11 protein-coding genes are annotated in these 16702 nt (G+C 41.0%); 3 read left to right on the forward strand and 8 right to left on the reverse strand.

The annotated features are described in order from the left end of the window. Positions 1-24: 24 nt before the first annotated feature. The 3 genes from ACK8HY_RS17920 to tilS all read right to left on the reverse strand — a co-directional run bounded on the left by ACK8HY_RS17920 (position 25) and on the right by tilS (position 2292). Entirely contained in the window at positions 25-345 is a 321-nt protein-coding gene (locus tag ACK8HY_RS17920) for a DUF4834 family protein (protein WP_077437880.1), read from the reverse strand. Between the two features lie 88 nt (positions 346-433). Further along, positions 434-928 (reverse strand): hypothetical protein, encoded by a 495-nt coding sequence (locus ACK8HY_RS17925; RefSeq protein WP_416134381.1) that lies wholly within the window; start codon positions 926-928, stop codon positions 434-436. Positions 929-960: 32 nt separating this feature from the next. Continuing rightward, the gene (gene tilS / locus ACK8HY_RS17930) at positions 961-2292 is read right to left on the reverse strand and encodes a tRNA lysidine(34) synthetase TilS (protein ID WP_416134382.1); all 1332 of its coding nucleotides are present in this window, start codon (positions 2290-2292) and stop codon (positions 961-963) included. Positions 2293-2391: 99 nt separating this feature from the next. Here tilS and ACK8HY_RS17935 point away from each other — a divergent pair, with 99 nt between their 5' ends. After that, the gene (locus ACK8HY_RS17935; protein WP_416134383.1) at positions 2392-4770 is read left to right on the forward strand and encodes an OstA-like protein; all 2379 of its coding nucleotides are present in this window, start codon (positions 2392-2394) and stop codon (positions 4768-4770) included. 190 nt (positions 4771-4960) lie between these two features. On the opposite strand, the gene ACK8HY_RS17940 is transcribed toward ACK8HY_RS17935, so the two are convergent. The 4 genes from ACK8HY_RS17940 to ACK8HY_RS17955 all read right to left on the reverse strand — a co-directional run bounded on the left by ACK8HY_RS17940 (position 4961) and on the right by ACK8HY_RS17955 (position 8827). After that, positions 4961-5536 (reverse strand): non-canonical purine NTP diphosphatase, encoded by a 576-nt coding sequence (locus ACK8HY_RS17940; protein ID WP_416134384.1) that lies wholly within the window; start codon positions 5534-5536, stop codon positions 4961-4963. 193 nt (positions 5537-5729) lie between these two features. Then, positions 5730-6365: a hypothetical protein gene (locus ACK8HY_RS17945; RefSeq protein WP_416134385.1), complete on the reverse strand. Its 636-nt coding sequence runs from the start codon at positions 6363-6365 to the stop codon at positions 5730-5732. Positions 6366-6490: 125 nt separating this feature from the next. Further along, positions 6491-7471: a deoxyhypusine synthase family protein gene (locus tag ACK8HY_RS17950; RefSeq protein WP_046674101.1), complete on the reverse strand. Its 981-nt coding sequence runs from the start codon at positions 7469-7471 to the stop codon at positions 6491-6493. Positions 7472-7729: 258 nt separating this feature from the next. Next, a complete protein-coding gene (locus tag ACK8HY_RS17955; RefSeq protein ID WP_416134386.1) occupies positions 7730-8827 on the reverse strand; it encodes a mandelate racemase/muconate lactonizing enzyme family protein in 1098 nt (365 codons plus the stop codon). Between the two features lie 305 nt (positions 8828-9132). Here ACK8HY_RS17955 and gltB point away from each other — a divergent pair, with 305 nt between their 5' ends. Both gltB and ACK8HY_RS17965 read left to right on the forward strand, forming a co-directional pair. Next, positions 9133-13647, forward strand: a complete 4515-nt coding sequence (gene gltB / locus ACK8HY_RS17960) for a glutamate synthase large subunit (RefSeq protein ID WP_077437887.1) — start codon at positions 9133-9135, stop codon at positions 13645-13647. A gap of 17 nt (positions 13648-13664) precedes the next feature. Next, positions 13665-15125, forward strand: coding sequence for a glutamate synthase subunit beta (locus ACK8HY_RS17965; protein WP_416134387.1), 1461 nt, complete (start codon positions 13665-13667; stop codon positions 15123-15125). A gap of 139 nt (positions 15126-15264) precedes the next feature. On the opposite strand, the gene ACK8HY_RS17970 is transcribed toward ACK8HY_RS17965, so the two are convergent. Further along, entirely contained in the window at positions 15265-16557 is a 1293-nt protein-coding gene (locus tag ACK8HY_RS17970; RefSeq protein ID WP_416134388.1) for an esterase-like activity of phytase family protein, read from the reverse strand. Positions 16558-16702: the final 145 nt, after the last annotated feature.

A 16702-nucleotide genomic window follows, 5' to 3' on the forward strand; every position in this document is an offset into this window, starting at 1 on the left:
ATACGCTATTTGGACGGCTAAAAATTATTTTATTTCCTCAAAATCGACAAACTCACCCGCTGTTTCTGTTCCCTTACGCTCAGGTGTTTCCTTCGGTGGAATATAATCAACTTTGATTTTACCTTCAGGTTGTGATCTTTTACTCTCTTGCTGCCCTTGACCGGTAAATTCGTAATAAAAAGTACCACCCTGTCCTTGGCTACTATATGCTCCGCCCTGTTCCTGCGCTTTCTTCATCAGCTTTTCAGCTGCTTTACGCATTGCAAACGGTAAAAATAATTTGAATAAGAATCTTACTACAAAGTAAACAGCGAATGTAATAAGTATAAATTTTAAAAATGCCATAGTTAATTCGTTGTTATTTTCTCAAATTTAACCAATAAGTCGATAAACTGTTGTCTGTAAATTGTCAGATAAGAAATATTAACAAATTTTAAGACTTTCCCAATTTCCCTTTTGCCTCCATGATCGTGCGGTACAACTCTTCTTGTCTTTGGGTGCCCAGCACATAAGTCAATCCATCTTTATCGGTTAGGTATACCGCGTTTTTTCCTCCCGCAAAAAACTTAATCTTTCCTTTTGTATGTAGGTTATAAACAGGGTTGTTAAAAAAGAATGTACTATAAGGAGCCTTTTCAACATTGGAAATGGAACCTAGATCTATTTTCACAACACGTGTAGACCAAAGACCACTGATCAGGACATGATCCTGAAATACCTCAATACGAAACAGGACCATATACATCATGATAATAGATGTAATAATAATCCCAACTCCGACGATAAAAAACAATTGACTTGAGATCAAGTGATCAAGGTTGAGATAAAATGCCGTAAAGCAGAATAATACAAGTACCAAACGCACACTTATCCAAACACGGTCACGTCCTAAATATTGATTTTCCGAATAGAGTACACCTTCTTTCATTTTTTTTAGTATTGAGATAGTAGACTTACGCCTTAATCGCTTTTACAGACTAAAGTAAGGACTTTTTTTGTATTGGCGGTAATCTTATACCGATTATCCATACGATAATTGGCTAACCATAATATATCGCCATTTCCATTGACTACAATAGGAATATTTTCCTTTTCGAATAAACTGATTTTTTTATTGATGAAAAAATCACTTAACTTTTTTCTACCTTCCATGCCTAATGGATAAAAGCTATCCCCGATTTTCCAGGAGCGAATCGTTAATGGAAACACAAGAAGGTCGTAATCTAGCCTCGCTATCTCTTTGTTGTTCGTAATAACAAGCTCAGTAGATGCACCGATATGGAAACAATACTGCTTCCATTCCACAGTTGATGTTTCTGAAGTGATAATCGCTTCATCCGAAGATATAAATTCCTTTTCTTTGATAAAAAGTTCATCTCTATCCAAAAGCATATGATAACAATCCGATTGAAAAATACGACCAGATTCCCTGCTCCAGGCCTGTTGTAAATCACTTAACACTGCTTTTGAAAAATTAAAACTGGAGAACAATTCGTATAACAAGGGTAAATTATTCAGATATTCCTCCAGATCCTCCTTACGCACAACCCAACCATCACCGGTTGTCTGAAAAAGCCTGTTCCGAATTGGCTCGACAAATTGTTGTAACAAGTGATAGGATTCCTTAAAGTGTGTAATATTCTGTTCAAAAATTTGTTCAAAATCAGGTTGTAGTTTTTTGAAATGAGGAATAATATCTATCCTGATCTTATTACGGGCATACTTTGTTGAAAAGTTGGATTGATCATCCCGATAGGCAATAGCATATTCCCTGACGTAATATTCTATTTCACTAGCTTTGAGAAATAAAAGCGGTCGAATAATACGATCGCGTATAGGCAAGATGCCCTGGAGCCCCTGTAAACCAGTTCCACGTGAAAGATTAAGCAAAACCGTTTCAATATGATCATTGAGGTGTTGGGCTACCGCTATTCGGTCAAACTGAAGTTCCGCCCGGAGTTCTTCAAACCAAGTATAACGGAGTTCGCGTGCTGCCATCTGAATGGACATTTGGTTTTCCTTGGCATAAGTTAGCGTATCGAACTGATTGACAAAAATTGGAATTCCATTATCTGTTGCAAACTTTCTTACCAAAGCCTCATCCAGTTCCGAATCCTTGCCACGCAATTGAAAATTACTGTGTGCAATAGCGATATGATACCCCGCTTTTGCAAATAAATGTGCCATCAACATCGAATCTTTCCCACCACTTACTGTAAGCAATATTTTATCATGAGGCATCATTAAATGCTCCTTTTCAATATATCCCTTTAATCTTTCCAGCACATTCATATAACAAAGTTACGGTATATTTTTGCTGAATGATAAATTCACATCTTAAAATTTGTGAAATCCAATAAAGTAGCAATTAAAATCCATATTTTTGCCTTTGTGAGACAATACATTTTTACCCTGATTGTATTAATTTTAACTGGCTTGACGGTCCAAGCGCAGAAACAGGACGAATTAAAGTTACTTTCTTCGTCGCATATTATTACCGGAAAGAATGGTAACGTGGTTTTTTATCGTCCAGTTTATGAACACGTTGGTTCGACACTATCGTCTGACAGTGGGTATCTACATAATGACAAATTGGGCAGACAATTCTTCGAAGCCTATGGAAATGTGATCATCACCCAACCCGATGGTACACAGATATTTTCCAATAAACTACATTATGAAGCGGCGATGCAGTTGGCCACATTGACTGGAGCTGTTCGTATGGTCAGTACTAGCGGATCAATATTGACTACCGATCACCTGGTTTATAACATGCGCAGTAAAATTGGAAATTACTACAGTGGCGGACGTATTCTCTCTGGAAGTGACACGATTACCAGCCAACGGGCTACCTATTTCGAAAACACCGGCGAATCTTATTTTAACCAAAAGGTAGTTGTCCGCTCAACCAACGTAAAGGTCTACACCGACTCCATGAAATACAATGCCAACACCCGTATAACAGACTTCTATGGTCCTACAAATATGAAGGGGAACAAAGGCGAAAATCTATATACCGAGAAAGGCCGGTATCATATGGCGACTGGTCAGGCCTACTTTTCGAAAAAAAATCTATACACAGAAGGCACTAAATTCCTCAAGGGGGATAGTCTTTTCTATGATAGACAAGTTGGAATCGGTAAAGCCGTGAAAAATGTTGTCTTTGTAGACACACTGGACAAATTCTACGCTTATGGTGGATATGGACTCTATAACGGAAGAAATGAATCCATCACCATGACCGATAAACCTCTGGTTGTCTCTGTCGTTAAGAAAGATTCGACAAAAAAAGATTCTGTCTCCTCATTCTCCCCTGTGCAGAAAAAATCTGAAAAGGAGCTAAAAAAAGAAGCGAAGGAATTAAAGAAAGCTGAGAAAGAGGAACAGAAAGACAACGGGAAAAGCAGCAAAACAGAGGTTGTTACTGATAATAAACAGAAAAAAGACATAACAGAAAATAAAAATATCCTCAGCAAGGATGAGAAATTGAAGGAAAATTCCGAAATGGATTCTGTGTTTATGACAGCTGATACCCTATTCTCACAGATGATCTTCCGACGCGATTATATTGCACGAGATTTTAAATTAAACCGTGAAGGAGGAGCCATCGAAGAAGACAATGAGGTTGATTATGGCGATAAAGATTCCATATCTTCAGATCTTGACTCAACCAATACCCTACAACAAGCAGCAGATAGTCTACAAAAAGGCATAGATAGCCTGCATAAAAATGAAATCAAGAAACCGATCGTTGGCAAAGAGGTCAAAAAAATAACCGATTCAGTTACGAGCAACAAGCAAAATACGCCGAAAAAACAACCGGTAATCGTTGGCGATCAAAATCGCATAGAAATTGAGAAAAACCTGAAAGCGGATAGCGTATTACGTAAAAAAGCGATTATCCCGAAGGGCGGGGAATCGGATAAGATTATGGGGGCTGCATTGAAAAATGCACAAGAAGGGAAGCGAGATTCCCTGTCTCAAGACACGGCTAAAACGAGGATCCTAAAAGCCTACTATAATGCACGATTATTTAAGTCTGATTTACAGGCTGTTGCCGATTCGATGTATTATGGCATGCAGGATTCGATGTTTAGGTTGATGGGAAAACCTATGATGTGGGCCGAGAATTCGCAGATATCAGGCGACACCATATTCTTACAAGTGAAAAATCAGAAACTGGATAACTCCTTGTTGGTCGGAAATGCATTTATGGTCAATGCCACAAGCGACTCATTAAAGTTCAATCAGATTAAGGGACGAAAGATCACCAGTTTCTTTAGCAATAACCGCATGGAACGCCTCTTTGTCGATGGAAATGCTGAAAACATTTTCTATAATATAGATGAGAAAACAAATATAGCAACGGAGCTCGTTCATGACCGGAGTAGCCGGTTTAAAATTCTGATGGAAGACAATAAGCTCAAAGAATACGTTTCCATCAGAAAAGTCGATGGAAAGGTCTATCCTATTGCAGAGGTTACGGCAGACAAAGAATTTTTACCCAACTTTACCTGGCGCCCTGAAGACCGTCCTAAATCAAAAGCGGATTTATTAAATAGAAAACGTGATCTTTCAAAGTCATCTTTCACCGCTCCGGCTGAGAAGGAGACCGAAGAAAATGGAAAAATGAAATCCAAACCTAAAAATGAAAAACAGGTTCAGGAAAAGAAAGTAGAAGACACAAAAACTATTAAACAGGATTCAACGAATATAAAAACCTCGACAGCATCATCAAAAGATAGTACCCAAACGTCCAAAAAGAAATAAAATAATCTTTATACAGGATAAAGCCTTCATGTTCTTATGAGCACCAACAGCTATGATAATCACGTGAAGGTTCTTTCTGACCATTAGAAAACAGACATTTCTAGAAAAAAACAAGCGGGGCAAAATGAATTTTTGCCCCGCTTGTTTCTATTGCCAACAAAAAGTTTATTGATTAAAATACATCTTAATATTATTTTGTTTTTAAATAAGCAGCCAGTTTGCCAACGGCAATCGCCCGATGGCTGATTGCATTTTTTTCTTCGGCACTCATCTCCGCGAAAGTTTTGTCATGACCATCCGGAATAAAGATGGGATCGTAACCAAATCCATCTATTCCTCTACGTTCTGTAATGATCCGCCCTTCAATACTCCCCTCAAAAAAGTGTTGCTGTTCATTCAGGTATAACGAAATGACTGTTTTAAATCGCGCGGTTCGGTTAGAGCTGTCTCTCATTCTTTCCAAGACAAGATCAATATTTTTTTCCATATCCCTTGAACCCGAGTAACGCGCCGAATAAACTCCTGGTTCGCCATTTAGTGCGTCTATTTCCAGCCCCGAATCATCACCAAAACAATAAAGACCATATTTGTTTACCAAATAGTCTGTTTTTTGCTTGGCATTTTCTTCAAAGGTCACCCCGGTTTCTGGAATATCATCCTGACAATCGATATCGTTCAAACTTTTAATAACAAAAGCCTCTCCCACTATTGCCTGGACTTCCTCCAATTTATGGGCATTATTCGTTGCGAATACAAGTTCTAGCATCTTCTTTAATTTAAAATTTCATCTGTTGTTTCTTACCAGTTATCAAAAGGACCTGATCAATTGGATAAAGGTTTTAGCCAATTGGGGCCATCAAGCATTAATCTATTTATTATTATGGTGGCGTCACCTTATTGCTCGTTTGCCGAATCGCAGTCTCTTAAATTCCGAATGTATAACATGAGATCCCAGGAATTTAGGAAACAATAAACGTTTTAAACTCGTTCCAGAACAGCTTCTTTTTATTGACATCGGCAAACATTTCTTCAAAGCTGAAAGTGTTGAACACTGTAGCTATACGCCCCTTCATATAAGAATTATGTTCGATCGGCGGGAGTTTTAACGATGCAGGTTCCACACCTAATAAAATAATCTTTGTTGGTTGGAAAAACTGCATAATCCGCTTAAAATCATTTGGATTGTGCGCATTTGCTAAATTAACCACAGCAACAGTTTCCTTCCTCAATTTTAAAGCTCCAATTGTTTTTTCGAATGCATCAAGTGCGGCGGGAGAAAAATAAGGATATTTTTCATAGCGCAAGATAAAGAGTATACCCTGATCTTTATTGCCTTGATAGATAAATTCTCCTCCTAATACTTCCAGCTCATTTTTACCTTGTTCATGACCAATATAACCTGATCTTATGGTCCCATCTGGAACAGATTGAGTAAGATAATCAGTAGAAGGGATTCCAACAGCGATATATTCTGTATCCTTTGCTTTAGATACAGCTCCCTGAGTTGTTTGAAAATCAAAACCATTGGTAAAAATGGTTTCATCCATCAAGGCTTGAAGTGCGACCGGATTATCTGTTGTTAAATTGCTCATCATTTGAAAAGAAAATAGTAGAAAGTAAAGATAAACAAGAAAAGAGTAAAAGAAAAAGGAGTAAAGAATAAAGAACCTGCCAAGGCAAAATTCTTTGCTCCCTACTCCTTTTTTATCAATCGAAAAGATTAATGTCCTAAGATATAAGAGAAAATCAAAGGTGCTACGATTGTAGCATCAGATTCTACGATAAATTTAGGTGTATCGATATCCAATTTACCCCAAGTGATTTTTTCATTTGGAACTGCTCCAGAGTAAGAACCATAAGAAGTAGTCGAATCAGAAATTTGACAGAAATAAGCCCAGAAAGGTACTTCTTCCCATTCTAAATCCTGGTACATCATCGGAACCACACAGATCGGGAAATCACCGGAAATACCACCAGCAATCTGGAAGAAACCGACACCTTTACCAGCAGAATTGTTACGGTACCATTCCGTCAGGTAAATCATATATTCAATACCCGATTTCACGGTACTCGCCTTCAATTTACCTTTGATCACATTTGACGCGAAGATATTACCTGTAGTTGAGTCTTCCCATCCCGGACATACAATCGGCAAATTTTTCTCAGCAGCAGCAACAATCCAAGAGTCTTTTGGATCAATTTCATAATATTGCTCCAATACACCAGAATTAACAACTTGATACAGGAATTCATGTGGTAAGTAACGCTCACCTTTCGCCTCTGCAGCATGCCATACGTCTTCAAGATGTTTCTGCAGACGGCGGAAAGCTTCTTCTTCCGGAATACAAGTATCTGTTACACGGTTGTAGTGATTATCCAATAATTCTCTTTCCTGTTCCGCTGTCAAATCCCTATAATTCGGGATTCTCTTGTAATGTGAGTGCGCAACGAGGTTCATCACATCTTCTTCCAAATTAGCACCAGTACAAGAAATAAAGTGCACTTTATCTTGACGGATCATTTCTGCCAAAGAAACACCCAATTCAGCAGTAGACATTGCACCTCCAAGGGAGATCAACATTTTTCCACCATCCAAAAGATGCTCCTCGTAACCTTTTGCAGCATCTACTAATGCTGCTGCGTTAAAGTGACGGTAATTATGCTCAATAAATTGAGAAATAGGTCCTTTTTGAGTACTCATGATATTTTCTAACTTTTATAAAAAAACAAGTTCCGCAAAGGTACTGAATATTATCTATTTTAATTTCTATGTCCTGTCAAAACAGCTATTAACGGCTTATTTTTTAACAAATGTAAAAAAACAGACAATTTCTACTTCTTGAGCAGTCTTGAAAAGAAGAAATATGCAGCCACTAAGAAAATGACAATAACAATAAGGACGGCAATCTCTTGGCCACCTATCCCCCAGTTCATGCTATTCATACGCTGTGTATAAAAGTTAAATTACCCATTTCTCGCAGCGATCTAAAAATGCTTGGTCTATATCCGCACCGATACCCGGTTCATCCGAAATATGGATTTTGTAACCTTCATATTGGATCCCTCCGATAACCGGATCCTCTAGGTGACCAACCATACAGGTATCTAAATCAAAAAATTTGACATTTGGTGCAGCATAGGCAAAATGCACTTTGGCGGCTAGGGCCAAGCGTGATTCGAGCATCCCCCCTATCATACAGTTGATACCATACTCCGCGGCGACATGATTGATTTTCAAGGCTTCCTGAATTCCTCCTGACTTCGAAAATTTGATATTGATATAGTCGCAGGCATCCGCTTTGCAGAGCCGCTCGGCATCATGGTGAGAATAAACCGACTCATCCGCCATAATGGGAACAATCGTTTCGGTACGCAGCTGAGGTAATAACTCATCGTTCCATGTGCGCATGGGCTGTTCGCAAAATTGAATTTTAAAGGGTTCCAGTCCCTGCAGAGCAACGACAGCCCCTTCATACGACCAACCTTGGTTGGCATCGATGCGAATAGGCATCTCAAACCCAACAGCTTTTCGTATTTCACGGATGCGGGCTACATCTGTTTTAGGATCTTTGCCCAATTTCACCTTCAATACCACGGCTCCCCCGTCCTGTAGACCTTTAGCTTTCAATGCCATCTCCTCAGGAGAGGCTATCCCCAGCGTCATATCGGTCGTTATCTCTCTTTTTGTTCCATTTAAAAACTGATAGAGTGGAATACCGGCATGTTTAGCCGCCAAATCATGTAATGCGATATCAAAAGCAGATTTGATGGTTCTATTACCGGCAATGTACAAATCTAGTTCGGCCAAACGTTCGGCAATAATCAATGGATCTTTTCCTTTCCAGATTTTAGCAAAATCACGTGCCAAAACTAGACAGGTATCCTGTGTTTCGCCCACGATCATGGGGAATGCAGAACATTCACCTACCCCGTAAATCCCCGTATCAGTGTGTATGCGGATAAACGTGTTTTGCGCATAATCCATGGTTCCGGTCGCGATAACAAATGGTTCCATCGGAATACTTAATCTGTAGATCTCTATTTCAGTTATTTTCATATTTTCTGTCTATAAAATAAGGCCTATCATTACGGCACAAACAATGTGCAATACTTTGCCTAATTTATACATATTCTTGCAATCACATGCTATTTTTTCCATTTCCAGTAAAAATTATCGCCAAATGATGCATTATTAGGGATTGAAAAATTCAATTAACCCAAAAAAACATTAAATACAATATCCATAATAAAAACAATAAAATGAAACAATAAAATCAAAACAAACACATTTTTATTAGAATATTTATAATATTATCCATTTTTATTCCTATATTAGCAATGTATAATATTTGAAAAGGAAAGATGATTCAACAAAGACCGAAAACGGAGGGCCTTTACGACCCTAATTTTGAGCATGACGCCTGTGGAGTAGGCTTTGTCGCCCATATTAAAGGGAATAAATCACACGCACAAGTGAAAGACGCGCTGACCATGTTGGAGAACATGGAGCATCGTGGCGCCTGTGGTTGTGACCCCGAAAGTGGTGACGGAGCCGGTATCATGATTCAGCTGCCACACGAATTTTTATGGGAAGAATGTATCAGCTTAGGGATACAGCTAGAGGAACCGGGTTATTATGGGACAGGAATGGTTTTTCTGCCTAAAGAAGAAACCATGAACAAAATATGTAGGGATTTGATTGAGGAAGCGACAGCAGAAAGGGGCATGAAATTCCTTGGCTATCGTCCAGTACCAGTCAATCGTGAAGGTATTGGACCAACAGCCCTCAGTGCCGAACCTGAAATCGTTCAGTTTTTTGTTAGCAGACCGGACGGAGTTTCAAACACTGAAGAATTTGAACGCAAACTTTTTGTTCTACGTCGCCTGATCATCCAAAAAGTTAAACAACAACAAGAATACCCTCTCCCACTTTACTTTGCATCGCTTTCTTGCAAAACTATCATTTACAAAGGTCAATTAACAACATACCAAGTCGGCACTTATTATCTTGATTTGCGTGATCCTCGTGTGGTATCCGCCTTTGGATTGGTACACTCTCGCTTCTCGACCAACACTTTTCCTTCTTGGTCGTTAGCGCAACCATTCCGTATGCTGGCACACAACGGTGAGATCAACACCTTGACGGGTAACCTCAATTGGTTTTATGCAGGCATGCGCGCCCTTTCGTCTCCATATTTCACTGAGGAAGAAATGGAAATCCTGCTTCCTGTTGTTGATCGGGGTCAATCAGACTCCGCCTGTCTAGACAATGTTGCCGAGCTCCTTTTACATAGTGGTCGTAGCCTGACGCACGTTATGCTGATGTTGGTGCCGGAAGCTTGGGATGATAATGCACAAATGGATCCGCTGAAACGCGCATTCTATGAATATCATGCTACGCTGATGGAACCCTGGGATGGTCCTGCAGCCTTATGTTTTACAGATGGTAAACATATCGGAGCAACACTGGACCGTAACGGTTTACGTCCATTACGTTATGCCGTAACCTCTGATGATCGTGTCGTAGTTGCTTCCGAAGCTGGCGCACTGCCGATCGAGGAATCAACCATTATTAAAAAAGGCCGCCAACAGGCAGGCAAGATATTTCTTGTCGATATGGAACAAGGCCGTATCCTGACCGACGAGGAGGTAAAAGACCAATTGATCAATCAGCAACCCTATAGTGAGTGGCTGGACAATTATAAAATCAAGTTGGAAGAACTGGAAGAACCCCGTGTCACCTATACCTATCTTTCCAAAGAATCCGTTTTCAAATATCAAAAAACATTTGGTTTCTCAAGAGAAGACCTTGAAACAATTCTGACACCGATGGCATTGACCGGATATGAACCAACTGGTTCAATGGGCTCCGATGTTCCTTTGGCTATTCTCTCCGATCAACCACAGCATATCTCAAGTTACTTTAAACAATTCTTTGCACAGGTAACCAATCCACCGATCGATCCAATCCGTGAACGCCTGGTGATGAGTCTGGCCACTTTTATCGGTAATGCCGGAAATATCCTAATCGAGGACAAAAAGTTCTGTCACTGTGTGACTTTGCCACATCCGATTCTTACCTCCAAAGAACTCGAAAAATTGCGTTCTATTGATACCGGATTATTCCAGGCAAAAACCATCCAGTCATATTTCCGTTCCGACGGGAAACCTGGCTCACTGGAAGCAGGTTTAGAGCGTCTATGCCGATATGCCGATGATGCAGTACGTGATGGTTTCCAAGTATTGATCCTTTCTGACCGTGCTATAGATTCCAAACACGCTGCCATCCCTTCGCTACTTGCGGTGTCAGCGGTCCATCACCACCTGATCAAAACCGGCAACCGTGGCGCCGTAGGCCTAGTCGTCGAAGCTGGTGATGCCTGGGAAGTACACCACTTTGCCTGCCTATTGGCTTTTGGCGCTACTGCGATCAACCCATATATGGCACTGGCAAGTATTCGTACCATGAAAGAACAAAACACCTTGGATACCGAACTTACCTGGCCAGAGCTATCTAAAAACTACGTGAAAGCAGTCAATAATGGTTTGTTGAAAATATTCTCCAAAATGGGGATTTCAACCTTGCAGTCCTATCATGGTGCACAGATCTTTGAGGTACTTGGTATTGATAAATCTGTTGTTGACAAATTCTTCTGCGGCGCAGTATCCCGTATCGGTGGTATGACATTGGATGATTTGGCAAAAGAGGCTCTATCTAAACACTGGCGTGGATTTGAAAAAAGCCGTACACCACAGAACCTATTGCCTGAGGGTGGTATCTATCAATGGAAACGCCGTGGCGAAGGTCACTTGTGGAATCCTGATACCATTCACTTATTACAGCAAGCATGCCGTACCGGAGATTATGCTACATATAAAAAGTATGCGAGCAAGATAAACGAACAGAAAGAGCATATGTTTACCCTTCGCGGGCTGTTGGATTTTGCTAAGCACCGCAATTCCATCCCATTGGAGCAAGTTGAGCCTGCAAGTGAAATCTTAAAACGTTTTGCAACTGGCGCGATGTCCTTTGGCTCTATCTCTCACGAAGCACATAGTACCCTTGCGATTGCGATGAACCGCATCGGTGCAAAATCGAATACCGGTGAAGGGGGGGAAGATGAATTACGCTATCAACCGTTGCCCAATGGTGATTCCATGCGTTCGGCTATCAAACAAGTCGCTTCCGCACGTTTTGGTGTAACTTCCAATTACTTAACACAAGCAGACGAGTTACAGATCAAAATGGCACAAGGAGCTAAACCGGGCGAAGGTGGTCAATTACCGGGTCCTAAAGTAGATGCCTGGATTGCAAAAACCAGACACTCTACTCCAGGTGTAGGTCTGATTTCACCACCACCGCATCATGACATTTATTCCATCGAAGATTTGGCACAGTTGATCTTTGACTTAAAGAATGCAAACCGTCAAGCAAGGATCAACGTGAAGCTCGTATCTAAGGCTGGTGTTGGAACGATTGCCGCTGGTGTTGCCAAAGCACATGCCGACGTCATCCTGATCGCTGGTTTCGACGGCGGAACCGGAGCTTCGCCAATCAGTTCGATCAAACATGCCGGACTACCTTGGGAACTAGGGCTTGCAGAAGCACATCAGACCCTTGTAAAAAACAAACTGCGTAGCCGTGTTGTCCTACAAGCTGATGGACAGGTAAAAACAGGTCGGGACATTGTCATCGCTACACTATTAGGTGCTGAAGAATGGGGCGTATCCACAGCAGCATTGGTTGCAGGAGGCTGTATTATGATGCGCAAATGTCATCTGAATACTTGTCCTGTTGGGGTAGCTACACAAGATCCTGAACTGCGTAAGCTATTCTCCGGAAAACCCGAAGATATCGTCAACCTATTCACCTTCCTTGCCGAAGAAGTACGTGAAACGATGGCATACCTGGGTTTCCGCACCATCAACGAAATGGTCGGCCGAGCACAATTCCTCAAAAAACGTGAAAATATCGACCATTGGAAAGCTAAGAAGATCGACTTTACCGATATCCTTCATGTGGAACGCAATGAGCCGGGGCAATCATTGTATAATACCGAAGAACAAGATCACGGCATGGCCATGATTTTGGACTGGGGATTATTGAAACAATCGAAATTAGCTTTGGAAAGCAAAACTCCGGTATTTGGAACTTTCAAAGTAAAAAATACCGACCGTACTATCGGAACAATGCTATCCAATGAGATCTCCAAATTATATGGATCTGAAGGATTACCTGATAACACCATCAACTTCAAATTTGAGGGTTCCGCAGGTCAGAGCTTTGGCGCATTTTCAACAAAAGGACTTTCCTTTGAATTACAGGGAGAAGCCAATGACTATGTCGGTAAAGGCCTATCAGGCGCACAACTGGCAATCTATCCAGTAACAGAAAGTGCTCTTGTACCTGAAGATAACATCATCATTGGAAATGTGGCCTTATTCGGAGCTACATCAGGACACCTATTCGTCAATGGACAGGCGGGTGAACGCTTTGCCGTTCGTAATTCAGGTGCTACTGCTGTCGTGGAGGGTGTAGGTGATCACGGTTGTGAATATATGACTGGTGGACGTGCGCTGATTCTTGGTGCAACAGGGCGCAACTTTGCAGCCGGGATGAGCGGTGGTATCGCTTGGATCTACGATATCAACGCTGATTTCCGCGAAAACTGTAACCTGGAGATGGTCGACTTGGATCCATTGGAAAGTGAAGATGAAACAGCGATCATAGCTTTATTAAAACGCCATGTGCTATTGACCAACAGCCGTAGAGCAGATTTCATCTTACAGAATTGGGCCCGGGAAAAAAATAAATTCATAAAGGTATTCCCTAGAGAATACAAAAATGTTATTCGTCAAAAATTAGTTGAAGCATAAAATAGGAAGCACAGATCATGGGAAAAATTACAGGTTTTAAAGAATTTGAGCGCGTGCTTCCAACAAAAGAAGCTGTTGAAGGCCGTGTACAGCACTTCAAAGAATTTAATAAAGGATATTCTGAGAATGAGCTAAATAAGCAAGCTGCGCGTTGTATGGATTGCGGTATTCCGTTTTGTCATTCAGGCTGTCCACTGGGCAATGTTATTCCTGAATTCAACGATGCGGTATATGACGGAAAATGGGAAGAGGCCTACCAAATCCTGACCTCCACCAATAACTTTCCAGAATTTACAGGAAGAATATGTCCGGCACCCTGCGAATCTGCTTGCGTGCTAGGCATCCATAGCACACCGATCACAATCGAAGAAATTGAAAAGCATATCATTGAGATTGCATTCAAAAAAGGCTACGTTAAAGCCCACAAAAGCTATTTAAAAACAGGCAAACGTGTTGCCATTGTAGGTTCAGGCCCAGCCGGACTTGCCGCTGCAGCGCAATTGAATAAAGCCGGTCACGATGTCACAGTTTTCGAACGTGACGATCAGGTCGGGGGTTTGCTCCGTTACGGTATTCCAGATTTCAAACTGGAGAAATCCGTTATTGACCGCCGGATTAATTTAATGAAAGAATCAGGAATTGAGTTCAGAGTGGATACCGAGGTAGGTAAAGACATTAGTTTTTACGAACTCAAGGCTTATGATGCTGTCGTTTTGGCGACGGGTTCAACCGTACCTTGGCATATGCAGTTACCGGGACACGAAGCCAAAGGGATACACTTCGCTATGGACTTTTTGAAACAGCAGAACAAAGAAGTGAGTGGCATCAGTATTGATCAGGAACGCATTTTAGCGACAGATAAACATGTTGTTGTAATTGGTGACGGCGATACGGGTTCAGACTGTATAGGAACCTCCAACCGTCATCGGGCCAAGAGTATTACCCAAATCGCCCGTAAACCAATTCCATCAAAAGAGCGTTTAAAAAACAATCCCTGGCCAATGGACAAAGTGACCTTTGGAACCTCCTCTTCGCAAGAAGAAGGCTGTGAACGTCTCTGGGCAACGGAAACACAAGAGTTCATTCACGACGAAAATGGCCACGTCAAAGCCGTAAAAGTCAAAGAGGTTCAATATGAAGTTGACGAATTTGGGCGCCGTACAAGATTGGGCGAATCCGAAGTTCGTGAAATCCCCGCAGATCTCGTTTTATTGGCTATTGGCTACAAACATACAGAGCAAAGGCTATTGGAACAGCTCGGTGTTCGCGTGGACGAAAAAGGAAATATTCTGGCTAATGATAAAGATTACCAAACCTCCGTAGAAAATATCTTCACGGCAGGCGATTGCCGTAAGGGACAATCGTTGGTGGTCTGGGCTATTTCCGAAGGTCGGGAGTGTGCAAGAAAAGTAGACGAATACCTTATGGGATATTCTGAGCTTGAAAGCAAAGATTTCCTCGCTGCACAAAATGCCTAAATGATTGCTGATCCATATACCCTTCAGCATAAAGAGAAAGTCGGCCAATAGGCTTGCCTTCGATGCTTTAGAATATTTAATCAAATACAAAAAACGCCTGCTGAAGTGAATATCAGCAGGCGTTTTTGTTATCAAATATTTACTTTAACGGAGTCTTTAACTTGATGAAATAAATACCATTCTTATCAACGGTATTTATAGCAGGTAATATCTTCGTTTTATAAATCCCCTCTCCCGTAACCCCGAAATCATCATCATTACATATTGCAATTAAAGAAGAATTAATAACAGCCAACCCTTCTGCTTTATCGTGCGGATATAATTCTTTGATGTCTGTCATTAAATCAGCCACCAATGTTTTTTTTACAGGTATTATATTATTCGCAGTCAGGGTAGCAGCGTCTTTTAGCTCTTCGACACTCTTCCCATCAAGCAGCTTTCCCTTCTCCCCATTTTTATCATCAGAAATATCCGTCGCCCCCGAAAGGTCTATATGATAGATTTTTTTGAATACCTTGTCCCGTGTTGCCGCCGTCGCATATTCACCGTCACGTTCCAGTACAATAAACGTAGAGTTAGACACCGCAGCAATTTCACTCACGGCTTGCAGGTCCGGCTGTTCCATCATATAGACATACTGTTTTGTATTTCCTGTCGCAATATCCATAGTGACTATACGGATAACCAAAGAATTCTTCACCGCATCCTTAGAAGGATTATAGAGGGGAAATTGCATGATACCAACCAGTGTCTTTCCATCCGGCGTAATAGTCAAGCCCTCCATTCCGCGATTTGGACGACGCTTAGCAAATACCAATGGTAATTTCTTCCCTGTTGTCCAAGGATTAATCCGCTCAATCTCCTTTCCAGAAGCATCAAAGTGAACAATATGTGGCCCATATTCGTCACTTACCCACCAAGAGCCATCGGCAGCTCTCGCCAATCCTTCCGAGTCGATACCGTCTTCGCTTTTTCCCAAATCATTTCCATTCGTATCCAAAGCTTTCTCTCCCGACCCACCTTTACCCTCAGGGTTCGGCAAGCCGTTCAATTTTACGCCGTTTTTATTCTTTAATTCAATTGCTGATTCAAAAACCAGCACATTTTCTTTTAATCGAAATTTACCGATCTGCGGTGTAAACATTGGATTAGCAAAAACTTTGCTGTTTTTCTCTGTTCCATCAATATTTGGCCCGCGATCCGTTAATAGATAAAAGACGGTTTTATCATTCGGATCCTGAACCATAGAAGACCCATACCCACCATTATATACCTTGACTTCACCAACCGTTCCCAATACTTTTGGATCTGTGGCTACTGCCTTATCCGGATAAGTTAAATTAACAATTGGATCAATAATCTTTGACACATCGTCCTTACTGCAGGAGGCACACAAAAGAGCAATCCCCAAGGCACTGTATAATTTTCTCATAATTTGTTCTATTATCCTGCAAACATAAACCTCGCATATTAGGCAATCATTAACAAATCTTTAAATAACTTACATCCACCACCACATCATAATGACAAATAAAAATAGCTTGCCTTTATGGAATTTGACTTTTCATTGCATCCAA

Origin of the sequence: Sphingobacterium sp. NGMCC 1.201703, from assembly GCF_047784615.1 — a bacterium.
Classification (GTDB): domain Bacteria; phylum Bacteroidota; class Bacteroidia; order Sphingobacteriales; family Sphingobacteriaceae; genus Sphingobacterium.

Excerpts from the sequence above, each read along its gene's own strand:
- gltB (WP_077437887.1), top strand. The coding sequence starts at position 9,133 with ATGATTCAACAAAGACCGAAAACGGAGGGCCTTTACGACCCTAATTTT.
- ACK8HY_RS17945 (WP_416134385.1), bottom strand. The coding sequence starts at position 6,365 with ATGATGAGCAATTTAACAACAGATAATCCGGTCGCACTTCAAGCCTTG.
- tilS (WP_416134382.1), bottom strand. The coding sequence starts at position 2,292 with ATGAATGTGCTGGAAAGATTAAAGGGATATATTGAAAAGGAGCATTTA.
- ACK8HY_RS17920 (WP_077437880.1), bottom strand. The coding sequence starts at position 345 with ATGGCATTTTTAAAATTTATACTTATTACATTCGCTGTTTACTTTGTA.
- ACK8HY_RS17940 (WP_416134384.1), bottom strand. The coding sequence starts at position 5,536 with ATGCTAGAACTTGTATTCGCAACGAATAATGCCCATAAATTGGAGGAA.
- ACK8HY_RS17970 (WP_416134388.1), bottom strand. The coding sequence starts at position 16,557 with ATGAGAAAATTATACAGTGCCTTGGGGATTGCTCTTTTGTGTGCCTCC.
- ACK8HY_RS17955 (WP_416134386.1), bottom strand. The coding sequence starts at position 8,827 with ATGAAAATAACTGAAATAGAGATCTACAGATTAAGTATTCCGATGGAA.
- ACK8HY_RS17950 (WP_046674101.1), bottom strand. The coding sequence starts at position 7,471 with ATGAGTACTCAAAAAGGACCTATTTCTCAATTTATTGAGCATAATTAC.
- ACK8HY_RS17925 (WP_416134381.1), bottom strand. The coding sequence starts at position 928 with ATGAAAGAAGGTGTACTCTATTCGGAAAATCAATATTTAGGACGTGAC.
- ACK8HY_RS17965 (WP_416134387.1), top strand. The coding sequence starts at position 13,665 with ATGGGAAAAATTACAGGTTTTAAAGAATTTGAGCGCGTGCTTCCAACA.